Annotated in this window: 10 protein-coding genes; all 10 read right to left on the bottom strand. The window is 46.2% G+C overall.

Translation table 11 applies throughout. The features are described from left to right. Positions 1-30: 30 nt before the first annotated feature. Entirely contained in the window at positions 31-1,632 is a 1,602-nt protein-coding gene (locus ACO6VG_RS19370; RefSeq protein WP_422475208.1) for an F-box/WD repeat-containing protein, read from the bottom strand. Positions 1,633-1,797: 165 nt separating this feature from the next. Beyond that, positions 1,798-3,408 carry an F-box/WD repeat-containing protein gene (locus ACO6VG_RS19365; RefSeq protein ID WP_422475206.1) on the bottom strand — a complete coding sequence of 537 codons (1,611 nt, stop codon included), beginning with the start codon at positions 3,406-3,408 and terminating at the stop codon, positions 1,798-1,800. Between the two features lie 164 nt (positions 3,409-3,572). Then, positions 3,573-5,180 (bottom strand): F-box/WD repeat-containing protein, encoded by a 1,608-nt coding sequence (locus ACO6VG_RS19360; RefSeq protein ID WP_422133826.1) that lies wholly within the window; start codon positions 5,178-5,180, stop codon positions 3,573-3,575. Then, a complete protein-coding gene (locus ACO6VG_RS19355; protein ID WP_422475204.1) occupies positions 5,168-6,757 on the bottom strand; it encodes an F-box/WD repeat-containing protein in 1,590 nt (529 codons plus the stop codon). Before ACO6VG_RS19355 ends, ACO6VG_RS19360 begins: the two co-directional genes overlap by 13 nt. Before the next feature lie 148 nt (positions 6,758-6,905). Further along, positions 6,906-8,507, bottom strand: a complete 1,602-nt coding sequence (locus tag ACO6VG_RS19350) for an F-box/WD repeat-containing protein (RefSeq protein WP_422475202.1) — start codon at positions 8,505-8,507, stop codon at positions 6,906-6,908. 149 nt (positions 8,508-8,656) lie between these two features. After that, complete coding sequence (locus ACO6VG_RS19345; protein WP_422133823.1) at positions 8,657-10,261, bottom strand: F-box/WD repeat-containing protein; 1,605 nt, start codon at positions 10,259-10,261, stop codon at positions 8,657-8,659. A 149-nt stretch (positions 10,262-10,410) separates the two neighbouring features. Further along, a complete protein-coding gene (locus ACO6VG_RS19340) occupies positions 10,411-11,973 on the bottom strand; it encodes an F-box/WD repeat-containing protein (protein ID WP_422475200.1) in 1,563 nt (520 codons plus the stop codon). Between the two features lie 58 nt (positions 11,974-12,031). Continuing rightward, positions 12,032-13,780: an F-box/WD repeat-containing protein gene (locus ACO6VG_RS19335; protein ID WP_422133821.1), complete on the bottom strand. Its 1,749-nt coding sequence runs from the start codon at positions 13,778-13,780 to the stop codon at positions 12,032-12,034. Positions 13,781-13,956: 176 nt separating this feature from the next. After that, positions 13,957-15,558 carry an F-box/WD repeat-containing protein gene (locus tag ACO6VG_RS19330; RefSeq protein ID WP_422475197.1) on the bottom strand — a complete coding sequence of 534 codons (1,602 nt, stop codon included), beginning with the start codon at positions 15,556-15,558 and terminating at the stop codon, positions 13,957-13,959. 168 nt (positions 15,559-15,726) lie between these two features. Then, positions 15,727-17,340: an F-box/WD repeat-containing protein gene (locus ACO6VG_RS19325; RefSeq protein ID WP_422475195.1), complete on the bottom strand. Its 1,614-nt coding sequence runs from the start codon at positions 17,338-17,340 to the stop codon at positions 15,727-15,729. Between the last annotated feature and the right edge of the window lie 65 nt (positions 17,341-17,405).

Here is a 17,405-nt window from a genome sequence, read left to right as displayed (position 1 = left end):
TAAAACTCTAAAACTCAATGCAGGATGGTGTCACTCAGTGACAGCAGACAATAAATGATGCCTCCGTAATTCAGTGATTTTCACTATGCCATCCTCACTGGATGTGATCACCTGACTGCCATCGGCGCTAAAGGCGGCCGATGAGATAGTGTCACTATGGACAATGTTGGCTTTTTCTAACCATGTCCCATCATTCTGCTGACCAATGATTTTCGCCGTTTTGTCATAGCTGGCAGTCACCAAATGGCGGCCATCAGGGCTGAAGGTGGCTGAGAAGACCGAACTCTTATGAGAAAAGGTGGCTTTTTCTTCCCACAAGCCATCGGCTTTTCGGACGTAAATTTTCACTGTGTTATCTGCTCTGGTCGTCACTAGATGACGGCCATCGGGGCTGAAGGAGGCCGATTTGACAGCGTTAATGGGTTGAATGAAGACATTCTCTTCCCATGATCCATCGGACTTTTTCTCATAGATTTTCGCCTTGCCATCATACATAGTGACGGTGACCACACAACGATCATCGGCGCTGAAGGCAGCTGACAGGACTGTCTCCTCATGGGGAAAAACCTCTTTTTCTTCCCATAATTCATCGGCGCTCTGGCTATAGATTTTCGCCGTTTTATCGCCGCAGCCGATTAGCAAATGGCGGCCATCGGTGCTGAAAATGGCTGAAAGGACAGAACCGTGATGGGGAAGGGTGGTTGTTAACTTCCATGTTCCATCATCCTTCTGACTGTATATTTTTGCTGTTTTATCAAAACTGGCGGTCACGACATGTCGACTATCGGTGCTGAAGGTGACTGAACAGAGTGGACTTTCATTGCAAATGGTGGCGCTTAGTTTCCATGATTCATCAGATCCCAGGTCACATAGCCACACGGTGCCATGCATACTGCCGAGGACCAGATGGTGACTATCGGGACTGAAAGTGGCTGATTTGACCGGTCTGTGTAGAGGAATGGTGGTTTTAATTTCCCATGTTCCATCTGACTTGTAGTCGTAGATTTTTACTGTGTTGTCGCCATTGGCGGTGGCCAGATAGCGGCCATCAGCACTGAGATCAGCAGAGTGGACTTTATTGTGAACTTCCATAGACATGAGCTCGTCAAAGCTGGTGGCTGAGTTGGTTTTATAAATTTTGTCAATGGTGGCTTTTGTGACTAATTCAAAGGTTTTACATTGAGACATCAGCTCAGCCTTTGAGAAAAATAATAGAGCAGGTGAATAAACACTCGTTGGCTCGCGCTCTCTGAGGGACTGGAGTAACGCCTTATCATTGGAAAACGACTCAAACCAGGCTCGGAGTTGATTCTTGTCTTTTCTGTTGATCGTCATCCTCAGTTGATTCTGGTGTGCTGGAGAAAACTGGCGATACCAGGCTTTTGCCAGTGCGTTATCTTCTTTGATCTCGTCGCGAAGGCGGGTACATACCTTTTGTAAACTGCGAATATCCCGAAGTTTCAAATGGCGAAAAATCACGGACAGTGTATTTGAGGTTAAATCCAGAAATGAAGATTTTTTTTCCTTGTCAGATACGGTAATGGACCAGCCCGCACTGTTACCCGTTGGTGTTAGCGATAGAGCTTGAGTTATTGGTGCTTCAATAGCGGATTTATTATTTATTCCATGCATGACGGGTTCCTGCTTATCTTTGATCAACAAGGACGGTTAAAACTATTTAGTCAGTCAGAGACAATTTCAGAATGAAAGTTCAAAACAGGTTGGTCAGTGAAACTAACAAAATGAATTTCGGCACATGCAGGATAGTGCTGTTGAGACAGTGTTATTGAGACAGTGTCACTCAGTGACAGCAGACAATAAATGATTCCCCCGTAGTTCACTGATTTTCACTATGCCATCGAAACCGGATGTGATCACCTGGCTGCCATCGTCGCTAAAGGTGGCCGATGTGACCTCGTCATCATGGACAATGGTGGCTTTTTCTAACCATGTACCATCATCCTGCTGACCAATGACTTTCGCCGTTTTGTCCTCGCTGGCAGTCACCACATGGCGGCTATCAGGGCTGAAGGTGGCAGATATGACGAAATCCTTATGGGAAAAGATGGCTCTTTTTTCCCATAAGCCATCGGCTTTTCGGCTGTATATTCTCACTGTGCCATCGTTGCTGGCAGTGACAAGATGGCGGCCATCGGGGCTGAAGTTAGCTGAGTTGACAATTTTCCTATGTTCAATGATGGTATTTATTTTCCATGATCCATCGGCCTTCTTGCTAAAGATTTTCGCCATGCAATAATCCACACCGGCGGTGGCCACATAGCGACCATCAGGGCTGATGGTGGCGGTGGGTGACATGTCACCATCATTAATGGGAATAACATCTTTTTTTTCCCATGACCCATCGTCCTTCCGGCTGAAGATTTTCACCGTTCCATCGCAACAGGCGGTTACCAGATAGCAGCCATCATTGCTGAAAGAGGCTGATGAGACAGTATTTTCATGGGAAAGGGTGGTGGTTAACTGCCATGATCCATCGCGTTTTTTGCTATGGATTTTCGCCGCCTGGCGGCTACCGGCGGTCACCACGTGCTGGCTATCGGGGCTGAAGGTGGCTGAGTTGACGTAAAGATCATCGAGAGTGGTGATCTTTGGTTCCCATGATTCATCGCCCAGATCATATATTTCCGCCGTGTTCATCGAACTGGAGGTCAGTACATGGTGACTATCGGGGCTGAAAACCACTGATTCGACCCTTTCATCATAATGGGGAATGGTGATTTTTATTTCCCATGTTCCATCAGCCTTGTGTTCGTAGATTTTTGCTGTGTTGTCGCCATTGGCGGTGGCCAGGTAGCGGCCGTCAGCACTGAGTGCGGCTGAAATGACTCGATTGTGAAATGCCATATCTGAAATATTGGCAGAGAGATCATAGGAGTCGGCTTTATAAGTTTTGTCAATGGTGGCGATAGTGACCAATTCAAAGGTTTCACATTGAGACATCAGCTCAGCCCTGATGAAAAATAGTAGAGCAGACGAATAAAGGCCTGTGGGCTGGCGTTCTGTAAGTGAATTGAGTAACGCCTGATCATTGGTAAACGACTCAAACCAGGCTCGGAGTTGATTCTTGTCTTTTCGGGTGAGGATCACCCTCAGCTGATTCAGGTGTGCTGGAGATAGCTGTCGATACCAGGCTTTTGCCAGAGCGTTGTCTTCTTTGATAACGTCGCGAAGGCGGGTACATACCTGTTGTAAACTGCGAATATCCCGAACTTTCAAATGGCGAAAAATCAGGGACAGTGTATCTGAGGTTAAACCCTGAAATGAAGATTTTTGTTCCTTGTCAGATACAGTAATGGACCAGACCGCACTTTTTCCCATTGGTGTTAGCGATAGAGCTTGAGTTTGCGCTATTGGCGGTTCAATAAAGGAATTATTTATTTCATACATGACTGCTTCCTGTAAAGTTGTTATTTATCTTTGATCAACAAAGGCGTTTAAAAATCATCAACAATAATCAGAGAGAATTTCTGAACGAAAGTTCAAAACAGCTTGGTCAGTGAAATTAACAAAAGTTCTTTCGGCACGTGCAGGATAGTTCTATTAAGATAGCGTCACGCAGTGACAGCAGACAATGAATGATTCCTCCGTAGTTCAGTGATTTTCACCACGCCATCCAGGCTGGATGTGATCACCTGGCTGCCATCGGCGCTAAAGGTGGCCGATGTGATAATGTCACTGTGGACAATGTTGGCTTTTTCTGACCATGACCCGTCGTCCTGCTGACCCATGATTTTCGCCGTTTTGTCATAGCTTTTAGTCACCACATGGCGGCCATCAGGGCTGAACTTGGCTGATGTGACCCAACCCTCATGGGAAAAGGTGGCTTTTTCTTCCCAAAAGCCATCGGCTTTTCTGTCGTAAATTTTCACTGTGCAATCTTTGCTGGCGGTCACTACATGACGGCTATCGGGGCTGAAAACGGCGGATTGGACAGTTTTCCTGTGTTCAATTATGGTATTTTCTTTCCATGATCCATCGGCTTTCTTCTCACAGATTTTCGCATTGCAATCATCACTGGCGGTAACCAAATAGCAACCATCGGCGCTGAAGGTGGCTGACATGACAGAAGAATTATGAGTAATGACACCTTTTCCTTCCCATAATCTATCGTCTCTCTGGCTAAGGATTATTGCCACTTTATCGTGACAGCCCAATACCAGATGGCGGGCATCGGTGCTGAAAAAGGCTGAATAGACAGGTCTGTAATGGGGAAGGGTGGCTCTTAACTGCCATGATCTGTCATCGTCGTTTCGGCTGTGGATTTTCGTTACGCCATCATAACTGGCGGTCAAGATATGTCGACTGTCGGTGCTGAAGCTGGCTGAAGTGATGCCACCACCATGGGAAATGGTAGTGTTTGGTTGCCATGATTCATCGCACTCCCGAACATATATCTGTACCGTGCCATTATCACTGGCAGTAAGTAGATGGTGACTATCGGGGCTGAAAATCGCTGACTTGACCCATTCGTTATGGGGAGTGGAGGTTTTTTTTTCCCAGGTTCCATCAGACTTTTGGCAGTAGATTATTGCCGTATAGTCTCCATTGACGGTAACCAGATAGTGTTCATCAGCACTGAGGGCGGTAGAGTAGACTTTACTGAGTTGTCTCATATAGAGGCGGTCGCCCCTGTCGGCAGCCGGGTTGGGTTTATTCGTTTTGTCAATGGTGGCTTTTGTGACTAATTCAAAGGTTTTACATTGAGACATCAGCTCAGCCCTGATGAAAAATAATAGAGCAGGTGAATAAACACTCGTGGTCTGGCGATCTGAGAGTGACTCGAGAAACGCCCTATCATTCGTAAACGACTCAAACCAGGCTCGGAGTTGATTCTTGTCTTTTCTGGTGATGGCCATCTTCAGTTGATTCTGGTGTGCTGAAGAAAACTGTCGAAACCAGGCTTTTGCCAGTGTGTTATCTTCTTTGATCAGGTCTCGAAGTCGGGTACATACCTTTTGTAAACTGCGAATATCCCGAAGTTTCAAATGACGAAAAATCAGGGACAGCGTATTTGAGTTTAAATTCTGAAATGAAGATTGTTTTTCCTTGTCAGATTCAGTAATGGACCAGCCCGCATGGTTACCCATTGGTGTGAGAGATGGAGCTTGAACTTGCTTTAGTGGTGGTTCAGTAACAGCATTATTATCTATTCCATGCATGACGGGTTCCTCCGTAGTTCAGTGATTTTCACCACGCCATCCACACTGGATGTGATTACCTGGCTGCCATCGGCGCTAAAGGTGGCCGATGAGATAGCGGCATCATGGACAATGTTGGCTTTTTCTAACCAGGTACCATCATCCTGCTGACCAATGATTGTCGCCGCTTTACAATGCAAGGTAGTTGTCACCAGGTGGCGGCCATCAGGGCTGAAGGTGGCTGACATGGCCAAAAAATTATTGTCAAAGGAGGCTTTTTCTTCCCATAAGCCTTTGGCTTTTCTGCCGTAGATTCTCACTGTGCCATCGAAGATGGTAGTCACGACATGACGGCCATCGGGGCTGAAGGTAGCTGAGTTGACACCATTTCTGTGTTGACTGATGGTGTTTATTTTCCATGATCCATCGGACTTCTTCCTATAGATGTTCACTGTGCCATCGAGGCTGGCTGTGACCACAGAGTTACCAGCGGGGCTGAAGTCGGCTGACATGACAGCACCTTCATGGGGAAAAACCTTTTTTTTTTCCCATAATCTATCGTCTCTCTGGCTATAGATTCTTGCCGTTTTACTCCCGCAGGCGGTTACCACATGGCGGCCATCGCTGCTGAAAGTGGCTGAATAGACAGAATAATTATGGGAAAAGGTAACTGTTAACTCCCATGATCCATCATCTTTCCGGCTATGAATTTTCACTGTTTTATCATAACTGGCAGTCACGACATGACGACTATCGGTGCTGAAGGTGGCTGAACTGATCTGATGATCATGGAGAATGTTGATGTTTGGTTTCCATAACTCATTGCATCCCAGGCCACATATCTTCGCCCTGTGATTCGAGACGGTTACCAGATGGTGACTATCGGGGCTGAAAATCGCTGATCTGACTGAACTGCCATGGGGGATGGAGGTTGTTCTTTCCCATATTCCATCAGCCTTTTGGCGGTAGATATGTGCCGCATTGTCGCCATTGGTGGTGATCAGGTAGCGGCCATCGGCACTGAGAGCGGCAGATTCGACTTTATTGAGTTTTCTTAAATAGTCGGTGTCGTCAATGCCGGTGGCTGAGTCGACTTTACAAATTTTGTCAATCGTGGCTTTTGTGACTAATTCAAAGGTTTCACATTGAGACATCAGCTCAGCCCTGGTGAAAAATAATAGGGCAGGTGAATAAACGCTCGTGGGCTGGCGATCTGAGAGTGACTCGAGAAACGCCTGATCATTGGAAAACGACTCAAACCAGGCTCGGAGTTGATTATTATCTTTTCCGGTGATGGCCATCTTCAGTTGATTCTGGTGTGCTGAAGAAAACTGTCGAAACCAGGCTTTTGCCAGAGCGTTATCTTCCTTGATTAGGTCACGAAGGCGGGTACATACCTTTTGTAAACTGCGAATATCCCGAAGTTTCAAATGACGAAAAATCCGGGACAGCGTATCTGAGGTTAAATCCTGAAATGAAGATTTCTTTTCCTCATCAGTTACAGTGATGGACCTGCCAGCATGGTTACCCGTTAGCGATAGAGTTTGAGTTTGCGTTATTGGTGGTTTAATAACGGAATCGTTATTTATTTGATGCATGACTGGTTCCTGCAAAGTTGTTATTTATCCTTGATCAACAGGGGCGTTAAAAATTGTTTAGTCAGTCAGAGACAATTACAGAATGAAAGTTCAGAACAGGTTGGTAAGTGCAACTAACAAAATGCCTTTCGGCACATGCATGAAGGTGTTACTCAGCGACAGCAGGCAATAAATGATTCTTGCGTAGTTCAGTGATTTTCACTATGCCATCGAAACCGGATGTGATCACCTGGCTGCCATCGGCGCTAAAGGTGGCCGATGTGACGAAGTCATCATGGACGATGTTGGCTTTTTCTAACCATGAGCCATCATCCTGCTGACCAATGATTTTCGCCGTTTTACCGAAGAAGGTATTAGTCACCACATGGCAGCCATCGGGGCTGAAGGTGGCTGATTCGACAAGCCCGCTATAGGAAAAAGTGGCTTTTTCTTCCCAGAAGTCATTGGCTTTTCTGCCATAAATTTTAACTGTGCGATCGTTGCTGGCAGTCACTACGTGGCGGCCATCAGGGCTGAAGGTGGCCGAGCTGAGATGACCACCGTGTTGAATGACGGTATTTTCTACCCATGATCCATCGCACTTCTTGCCATAGATTTTCGCCTTGCAATCGGTACTGGCGATGATCACATAGCAACCATCGGCGCTGAAGGTCGCTAACTCGACAACACTATCATGGGAAATGATATCTTTTTGTTCCCAGGATCCATCGGCCTTCTGGCTATGGATTTTCACCGTCTTATCCTGACAGGCAGTTATCAGACAGCCATCAACGCTGAAAGTGGCTGAAAGGACGGCGTTCTGACGGGGAAGTTTAGTTGTTAACTCCCATGATCCATGATCCTTCAGGCTATGAATTTGTGCTGTGTAATCAAAACTGACAGTCGCGACATGTCGACTATCGGTACTGAAGGTGGCTGATTTGATCTTATGACCATGGAGAATGGTGGTGTTTTGTTCCCATGATTCATTGCATCCCAGATCATATATCATTGCCTTGGCATCACTGGTGATGACAACATGGCGACTATCGGGGCTGAAAATCGCTGATCTGGTGTCTCCGTAGTGGTGAATGATGGTTTTTATTTCCCATGTTCCATCAGCCTTGCAGCCGTAGATTTTTGCCGAACAGTCTCTATTGGCGGTGAGCAGATAGCGGCCATCAGCACTGAGGGCGGCTGAGTCGACTCTGCTGAGGTGTGCCATATGAAGGCGCTCAATTTCGCTGCTGGCTGAGTTGGGTTTATAAGTTTTGTCAATGGTGGATTGAGTGACCAATTCAAATGTTTTACATTGACACATCATCTCAACCCTGTTGAAAAATAACAGGCTAGCTGAATAAACACTCGTCGTCTGGCGATCTGTGAGTGACTCGAGTAATACCTGATCATTGGAAAACGACTCAAACCAGGCTCGGAGTTGATTCTTGTCTTTTCTGTTGATGGACATCCTCAGTTGATTCTGGTGTGCTGAAGAAAACTGGCGAAACCAGGCTTTTGCCAGAGCGTTATCTTCTTTGATCAGGTCGCGAAAGCGGGTACATACCTTTTGTAAACTGCGAATATCCCGAAGTTTCAAATGGCGAAAAATCAGGGACAGTGTCTCTGAGGCTAAATGCTGCAATGAAGGTTTCTTTTCCTCATCAGTTACAGTAATGGACCTGCCCGCATGGTTACCCGTTGGTGTTAGCGATAGAGCTTCGATTTGCGGTAGTGGTGGTTCATTAACGGAATCATTATTTATTCCATGCATGACGGGTTCCAGCAAAGTTGTTATTTATCTTTGATCAACAAGGACGGTTCAAAATTATTTAGTCAGTCAGAGACAATTTCAGAATGAAAGTTCATAACAGGTTGGTCAGTGAAACTAACAAAATTTCTTTCGGCGCATGTAGGAAGTTGTTACTCAGCAACAGCAGACAATAAATGATTCCTCCGAAGTTCAGTGATTTTCACTGTGCCATCGAAACCGGATGTGATCACCTGGCTGCCATCGGCGCTAAAGGTGGCCGATGTGACCCAGTCATCATGGACAATGTTGGCTTTTTCTGACCATGTGCCATCATCCTGTTGACCAATGATTTTCGCCGTTTTACTGGAGAAGATAGTAGTCACCACATGGCAGCCATCGGGGCTGAAGGTGGCTGATAAGACAAACCCGCTATAGGAAAAGGTGGCTTTTTCTTCCCAGACGTCATTGGCTTTTCTGCCATAAATTTTAACTGTGCGATCGTCGCTGGCAGTCACTACGTGGCGGCCATCGGGGCTGAAGGTGGCCGAGTTGAGATAATCACCGTGTTGAATGACGGTATTTTCTACCCATGATCCATCGTACTTCTTGCCATAGATTTTCGCCTTGCAATCGGTACTGGCAATGATCACATAGCAACCATCGGCGCTGAAGGTCGCTAACTCGACAACACTATCATGGGAAATGATATCTTTTTGTTCCCAGGATCCATCGCCCTTCTGGCTATAGATTATCACCGTCTTATCCTGACAGGCAGTTACCAAATGACAGCCATCAATGCTGAAAATGGCTGAAAGGAAGGCATTGTGACGGGGAAGGGTGGCTGTTAACTGCCATGATCCATCATCTTTCTGGCTATGGATTTTCGCTGTGTTAGCCAAACTGGTGATCAAGACATGTCGACTATCGGTGCTGAAGGTGGCTGATTTGATCTTACGATCATGGAAAATGGTGGTGTTTTGTTCCCATGATTCATTGCATCCCAGATCATATATCATTGCCTTGGCATCACTGGTGATAACAGCATGGCGACTATCGGGGCTGAAAATCGCTGATCTGGTGTGTCCGTAGTGGCGAATGATGGTTTTTATTTCCCATGTTCCATCAGCCTTGCAGCCGTAGATTTTTGCCGAACAGTCTTTATTGGCGGTGAGCAGATAGCGGCCATCAGCACTGAGAGCGGCTGAGTCGACTCCGCTGAGGTGTACCATACGGAGGCGATCAACTTCGCTGGTGGCTGAGTTGGGTTTATAAGTTTTGTCAATGGTGGATTGAGTGACCAATTCAAATGTTTTACATTGACACATCATCTCAACCCTGTTGAAAAATAACAGGCTAGCTGAATAAACACTCGTCGTCTGGCGATCTGTGAGTGACTCGAGTAATACCTGATCATTGGAAAACGACTCAAACCAGGCTCGGAGTTGATTCTTGTCTTTTCTGTTGATGGACATCCTCAGTTGATTCTGGTGTGCTGAAGAAAACTGGCGAAACCAGGCTTTTGCCAGAGCGTTATCTTCTTTGATCAGGTCGCGAAAGCGGGTACATACCTTTTGTAAACTGCGAATATCCCGAAGTTTCAAATGGCGAAAAATCAGGGGCAGTGTCTCTGAGGCTAAATGCTGCAATGAAGGTTTCTTTTCCTCATCAGTTACAGTAATGGACCTGCCCGCATGGTTACCCGTTGGTGTTAGCGATAGAGCTTCGACTTGCGGTAGTGGTGGTTCATTAACGGAATCATTATTTATTCCATGCATGACGGGTTCCAGCAAAGTTGTTATTTATCTTTGATCAACAAGGACGGTTCAAAATTATTTAGTCAGTCAGAGACAATTTCAGAATGAAAGTTCATAACAGGTTGGTCAGTGAAACTAACAAAATTTCTTTCGGCGCATGTAGGAAGTTGTTACTCAGCAACAGCAGACAATAAATGATTCCTCCGTAATTCAGTGATTTTTACTACGCCATCCAGGCTGGTTGTGATCACCTGGCTGCCATCGGCGCTAAAGGTGGCCGATGAGATAGTGTCGTCATGGACAATGTTGGCTTTTTCTGACCATGAACCATCATCCTGCTGACCAATGATTTTTGCCGTTTTACAATACGAGGGCGTTGTCACAAGGTGGCGGCCATCAGGGCTGAAGTAGGCTGATTCGACCGAATGCTTATGGGAAAAGGTGGCTTTTTCTTCCCAAAAGCCATCGGCTTTTCTGTCGTAAATTTTCACTGTACGATCTTTACTGGCGGTCACTACATGACGGCTATCGGGGCTGAAAACGGCCGAGTTGACAGTTTTCCTGTGTTGAATGATGCTATTTTCTTCCCATGATCCATCGGCTTTCTTCTCACAGATTTTCGCATTGCCATCAGCACTGGCTGTAACCAAATAGCAACCATCGACACTGAAGGTGGCTGACATGACAGGAGCATTATGAGTAATGACACCTTCTACTTCCCATAATCTATCGTCTCTCTGGCTAAGGATTTTTGCCATTTTATCGTCGCAGGCGGTCACAACATGGCGGGCATCGGTGCTGAAAAAGGCTGAATAGACAGGTATGTAATCGGGAAGGGGAAGAGTGGCTGTTAACTGCCATGATCTATCATCGTCGTTCCGGCTATGGATTTGCGTTGTGCCATCATAACAGGCGGTCAAGACATGTCGACTGTCGGTGCTGAAGCTGGCTGACTGGATGCCTGCATCATGGGAAATGGTAGTGTTTGGTTGCCATGATTCATCGTACTCCCGATTAACTATCTTTACTGTGTAATCAGCACCGGCAGTCAGTAGATGGTGACTATCGGGGCTAAAAATCGCTGATTTGACCCATCTGTTATGGGTAATGGAGGTTATTTTTCCCCAGGTTCCATCAGCCTTTTGGCGGTAGATTTTTGCCGTATGGTCGCCATTGGCGGTGACCAGATAGCGGCCATCGGCACTGAGGTCTGCTGAGTAGACTTTACACTTTAGACTAATGGTGGCTTTAGAGACTAATTCAAAGGTTTTACATTGAGACATCAGCTCAGCCCTGGTGAAAAATAATAGAGCAGGTGAATAGACGCTCGTCGGCTGACGATCTGTGAGAGACTTGAGTAACGCCTGATCATTCGTAAACGACTCAAACCAGGCTCGGAGTTGATTATTATCTTTTCCGGTGATGGCCATCCTCAGTTGATTCTGGTGTGCTGAAGAAAACTGGCGAAACCAGGCTTTTGCCAGTGTGTTATCTTCTTTGATCAGGTCACGAAGGCGAGTGCATACCTTTTGTAAACTGCGAATATCCCGAAGTTTCAGATGGCGAAAAATCAGGGACAGCGTATCTGAGCTTAAATCCTGAAATGAAGATTTTTTTTCCTTGTCAGGGACAGTAATAGACCTGCCCGCACTATTACCGGTTGGTGTTAGCGATAGAGCTTCGATTTGCGGTAGTGGTGGTTCATTAACGGAATCATTATTTATTCCATGCATGACGGGTTCCTGCAAAGTTGTTATTTATCTTTGATCAACAAGGAGGTTTCAAAATTATTTAGTAGTCAGAGACAATTTCAGAATGAAAGTTCATAACAGGTTGGTCAGTGAAACTAACAAAATTTCTTTCGGTACATTCAGGATGGTGCCACTCAGTGACATCAAACAATATATGATTCCTCCGAAGTTCAGTGATTTTCACTATGCCATCCAGACTGGCTGTGATCACCAGGCTACCATCGGCGCTGAAGGTGGCCGATATGATCCTTTCATCATGGGTAATGGAGGCTTTTTCTGACCATGACCCATCATCCCGCTGACCAACGATGATCGCCGTTTTGTGATAAAACACCATATGTCGGCCATCAGGGCTGAAGGTGGCTGATAAGCCCAGGAACTGACAGAGTGTCGCAAAACCTTTGGTTCCCACGCTCTGGCGTGGAAACCCATACCTTATCTTACCAGGGCGAAAGGTGGTTTCTCTTTCCCAGGTGCCACTGGCTGTTCTGTCGTAAATTCTCACTGTGCCATCGTCGCTGGCAGTCACTAAATGGCGGCTATCGGGGCTGAAGGTGGCCGAGTGGACAGTTTCCCTGTGTTCAATGATGAAATTTTCTTCCCATGATCCATCTTCCTTCTTGGTATAGATTTTCGCCTTGCCATCCTGACTGGCGGTGACCACATAGTTACCATCGGCGCTGAAGGTGGCTGACAGGACAGCCTCTCTATGGGGAATGGCTTTTTTTACTTTCCATGATCCGTTCTTCTGGCTGTAGATTCTCGCCGAGTGATCCCAGCAGGCAGTGACCAGATGACTGCCATCGGTGCTGAAACTGGCTGAAAAGACTGCATCGTTATGGGGAAGGGTGGCCGTTAACTGCCATGATCCATCATCTTTCTGGCTATGGATTTTCACTGTTTTATCGCAACTGGCGGTCACCAGCTGTCGGCTATCGGTGCTGAAGGTGGCTGATCTGACGGAAGCATAATGGCGAATGGTGGTGTTTGGTTCCCATGATTCATCGCACCTCAGATCATATATCTTCGCCTTGCCACTCCCGCCGGCAGTAACCAGATGTTGAGTATTGGGGCTGAAAGTTACTGATCCGACCCCTCCACCATGAGGAATGATGGTTTTTATTTCCCATGTTCCATCAGGCTTGTGGCCGTAGATTTTTGCTGTACAGTCTCCATTGCCGGTGACCAGATAGCGGCCATCAGCACTGAGGCAGGCTGAGTAGATTTTATTCTTGTGTGGTATATCGTCGCGTTCTTCATCGCTGGTGGCTGAGTTTGCTTTATACGTTTTGTCAATGGTGGCTTTAGTGACTGGTTCAAAGGTTTCACATTGAGACATCAGCTCTGCTCTGGTGAAAAATAATAGAGCAGGTGAATAAACACTTGTGGGCTGGCGATCTGTGAGAGACTTGAGTAACGCCTGATCATTAGAAAATAATTCAAACCAGGCCCGGAGTTGATTCTTGTCTTTTGTGTTGATGGACATCCTCAGTTGATTCTGGTGTGCTGAAGAAAACTGTCGAAACCAGGCTTTTGCCAGTGTGTTATCTTCTTTGATAACGTCGCGAAGGCGGGTACATACCTTTTGTAAACTGCGAATATCCCGAAGTTTCAAATGGCGAAAAATCAGGGACAGCGTATCTGAGGCTAAATCCTGAAATGAAGATTTTTTTTCCTTGTCAGTTACAGCAACAGACCTGCCCGCACTATTACCGGTTGGTGTTAGCGATAGAGTTTGGGTTTGCGTTATTGGTGGTTTAATAACGGAATCATTATTTATTACATGCATGACTGTTCCTGCAAAGTTGTTATTTATCCTTAATTAACAGGGGTGTTTAAAAATTATCTAGTCAGTCAGACACAGTTTCAGAATGAAAGTTCAGAACAGGTTGGTAAGTGCAACTAACAAAATGACTTTCGGTGCATGCAGGATAGTGTGATTGAGATAGTGTGATTGAGATAGTGTCACTCAGTGACAGCAGACAATAAATTATTCCTGCGCAGTTCAGTGATTTTCACTATGCCATTCCAACTGGCGGTGACCACATGGCTGCCATCGGCGCTAAAGGTGGCCGATAAGACCCAGTCGTCATGGGCAATGGTGGCTTTTTCTGACCAGGAACCATCATCCTGCTGACCAATGATTTTCGCCGTTTTGTCATGACTGGCAGTCACCAGATGGCGGCCATCAGGGCTGAAGGTGGCTGATAAGACCGAATTCTTATGGGAAAAGGTGGCTTTTTCTTCCCAAAAACCATCGGTTTTTCGGCCATATATTTTCACTGTGCCGTCGTTGCTGGCAGTCACCAGATGGCGGCCATCGGGACTGAAGCTGGCCGAGTTGACAGTTTGCGTGTGTTGAATAATGGTATTTTCCTGCCATGATTCATCGGTTTTCTTCTCATAGATTTTCGCCTTGTAATCCATACTGGCGCTGACCACATAGCAACCATCGCTACTGAAGCTGGCTGACAGGACGGCACGATCATGGGGAATGGCATCTTTTTCCTCCCAGGGTCGATCAGCCCTCTGGCTATAGATCTTCGTCGTCTTATCGTTACAGGCGGTTACCAAATGGCTGCCATCGGTGCTGAAAGTGGCTGAACGGACTGAAGAGTTATGGGGAAGGGTGGCTGTTAACTGCCATGATCCATCGTCCTTCCGGCTATGGATTTTCGTTGTGTTATCCGAACCGGCGGTCACCAGATGACGGCAATCGCTGCTGAAGCTGGCTGAATTGATGAGACCATCATGGCGAATGATGGTGTTTGGTTGCCATGATTGATCGCACCCCAGATCATATATCCTCGCCTTTCCATTCAAACTGACGGTGACTAAATGCTGACTATCGGGGCTGAAAAGGGCTAACTCGACCCATGCGTCATGGGCAAGGGTGGTTGTTTTTTCCCAGGTTCCATCAGGCTTTTGGCCGTATATTTTCGCCGTTTTGTCGCCATTGGCGGTGACCAGATACTGGCCATCGGCACTGAGGTCGATTGAGTTGACTTGATTGAGGCCTGCTAAACGGTTGCATTCCTCAGTGCTGCTGGCTGAGTTGGCTTTATACGTTTTATCAATGGTGGCTTTAGTCAATAATTTAAACGTTTCACATTCAGACATCAGCTTAGCCCTGGTGAAAAATAACAGACCGGCTGAATAAACACTCTTCGGCCGGCAATTTGTGAGTGACTTGACTAATGCCCTGTCATTCGAAAACGACCTGAGCCACGCACGGAGTTGATGCTTGTTTTTTGTCCTGATGCTCATCCTTAGTTGTTGCTGGTGTGGTAAAGAAAACTGGCGATACCAGGCTTTTACCAGAGCCTTATCTTCTTTAATGACGTCGCGAAGGCGGGTACATACCTTTTGTAAACTGCGAATATCCCGAAGTTTTAAATGGCGAAAAATCAGGGAAAGTGTATCTGAGGCTAAATCCTGCAATGAAACTGTTTTTTTTTTCTTATCAGTTACAGTGATGGGCCTGTACCCATGGTTACCCGTTAGTGCGAGCGATTGATCTTGCGTTAGTGGTGGTTTAATACCGGGATTGTTATTTATTCTTTGCATCTCTGGTTCCTGCAAGTGCTATTTATCTCCGATCAACAAGAACGTTTAAAAAATTAATAAGTACCTGGTTAGGTACTTACGTCAGTTGGAGACATTTTCAGAATGAAAGTTCATAACAGGTTGTTAAGTGCAACTAACAAAATTTCTTTCGACACATGCAAGAGGCTGTCACTCAGTGACAGCAGGCAATGAACGATTCTTTCGTAGTTCAGTGATAATCACTGTGCCATCCTCACTGGCTGTGATCACCTGGCTGCAATCGGTGCTAAAGGCGGCCGATGAGATCTTGCCATCATGGGTAATGGTGGCTTTTTCTAACCATGACCCGTCATCCTGCTGAGCGATGATTTTCACTGTTTTGTCTCTGCTGGCAGTCACCAGATGGCGACCGTCAGGACTGAAGGTCGCTGATAAGGCCCAATTCTTATGGGAAAAGGTGGCTTTCTCTTCCCAAAGGCCATTGGCTTTTCGACCGTAGATTTTCACCGTGCCATCGTTGCTGGCAGTGGCTAGATGGCGGCCATCGGGGCTAAAAGTGGCTGTGTTGACGACTCTGGTGTGTTCAATGGTGGTAATTTTTTTCCATGATCCGTCGGCCTTCTTGATAAAGATTCTTGCCTTGCAATCCCTACTGGCGGTGACCAGATAGCGGCCATTGGGGCTGAACCTGGCTGATATGACAATACCTTTATGGGGAATGGAGTCTTTTTCTTGCCATGATAATCCATCAGCACTCAGGCTATGAATTTTCACCGTTTTATTGTGACAGCCTGTTACCAGATGGCAGTCATCAGTGCTGAAAGTGGCTGAATAGACACTGGACCAATGGGGAAGGATGGCTTTATATTTCCATGATCCATCATCCTTCAGGCTATAGATTTTCGCAGTGCAATCCCAACTGGCGGTCACCACATGTCGACTATTGGTACTGAAGGCGGCTGATTTGATGACTCCACTATGGAGAATGGTGGTTTTTGGTTCCCATGACCCATCGCACCCCAGAGCACATATCTTCGCCGTGTAATTCAAACAGATCGTTAATAAATGTTGACTATCGGGGCTGAAAATGACTGAAACGACCCGGTTTTCATGGGGAATAGTGGTGTTTATTTCCCATATTCCATCCGCATTGCGGGCGTAGATTTTTACCCTATAGTCTCCATTGGTGGTAACCAGATAGCGGCCATCAGCACTGAGGGCGGCTGAATACACTTTAGTGAGGATTTCTATCGGCAGGTGATCAGGGGTGTCGATGGCTGAGTTGGCATGATAAGTTTTATCAAAGGTGGCTTTAGTGACCAGTTCATAGCTTTCACATTTAGACATCAGCTCAGCCCTGGTGAAAAATAACAGAGCAGATAAATAAACACTTTCTGGTCGGCAATCTGCGAGCGAATTGAGTAACGCCTGATCATTAGAAAACGACTCAAGCCAGGCACGGAGTTGATCCTTGTCTTTTGCATTAATGATCATCCTCAGTTGATTCTGGTGTGGTGATGAAAACTCGCTAAACCAGGCTTTTGCCAGAGTGTTATCTGCTTTAATAAGGTCGCGAAGGCGGACGCATACCTTTTGTAAACTGCGAATATCCCGAAGTTCCAAATGGCAAAAAATCATGGATAGTGTATCTGAGGATAAAGCCAGCAATGAAGATTGTTGTCTTATTTTCTTATCGGCTACAGAGACGGACCTACCCGCATTCCTGCCCACTGGTGCTAACAATCGATCTCGGGCTCGCTTTAGTCGAGGTTTAATACCGGGATTATTATTTATTCCATGCATGACTGTTTCCCACAAGGTTGATATTTATCCTTGATTAACAAGAACGGTTAAAAATCATTTATTTA

The sequence above is a fragment of the Endozoicomonas sp. ALB032 genome, assembly GCF_049310125.1.
GTDB lineage: Bacteria > Pseudomonadota > Gammaproteobacteria > Pseudomonadales > Endozoicomonadaceae > Endozoicomonas_A.
Note: the sequence above shows the minus strand (reverse complement) of the source record. Positions and strands in the feature narration are given on the sequence as shown.

Excerpts from the sequence above, each read along its gene's own strand:
- ACO6VG_RS19325 (WP_422475195.1), bottom strand. The coding sequence starts at position 17,340 with ATGCATGGAATAAATAATAATCCCGGTATTAAACCTCGACTAAAGCGA.
- ACO6VG_RS19360 (WP_422133826.1), bottom strand. The coding sequence starts at position 5,180 with ATGCATGGAATAGATAATAATGCTGTTACTGAACCACCACTAAAGCAA.
- ACO6VG_RS19355 (WP_422475204.1), bottom strand. The coding sequence starts at position 6,757 with ATGCATCAAATAAATAACGATTCCGTTATTAAACCACCAATAACGCAA.
- ACO6VG_RS19335 (WP_422133821.1), bottom strand. The coding sequence starts at position 13,780 with ATGCATGTAATAAATAATGATTCCGTTATTAAACCACCAATAACGCAA.
- ACO6VG_RS19340 (WP_422475200.1), bottom strand. The coding sequence starts at position 11,973 with ATGCATGGAATAAATAATGATTCCGTTAATGAACCACCACTACCGCAA.
- ACO6VG_RS19365 (WP_422475206.1), bottom strand. The coding sequence starts at position 3,408 with ATGTATGAAATAAATAATTCCTTTATTGAACCGCCAATAGCGCAAACT.
- ACO6VG_RS19370 (WP_422475208.1), bottom strand. The coding sequence starts at position 1,632 with ATGCATGGAATAAATAATAAATCCGCTATTGAAGCACCAATAACTCAA.
- ACO6VG_RS19345 (WP_422133823.1), bottom strand. The coding sequence starts at position 10,261 with ATGCATGGAATAAATAATGATTCCGTTAATGAACCACCACTACCGCAA.
- ACO6VG_RS19350 (WP_422475202.1), bottom strand. The coding sequence starts at position 8,507 with ATGCATGGAATAAATAATGATTCCGTTAATGAACCACCACTACCGCAA.
- ACO6VG_RS19330 (WP_422475197.1), bottom strand. The coding sequence starts at position 15,558 with ATGCAAAGAATAAATAACAATCCCGGTATTAAACCACCACTAACGCAA.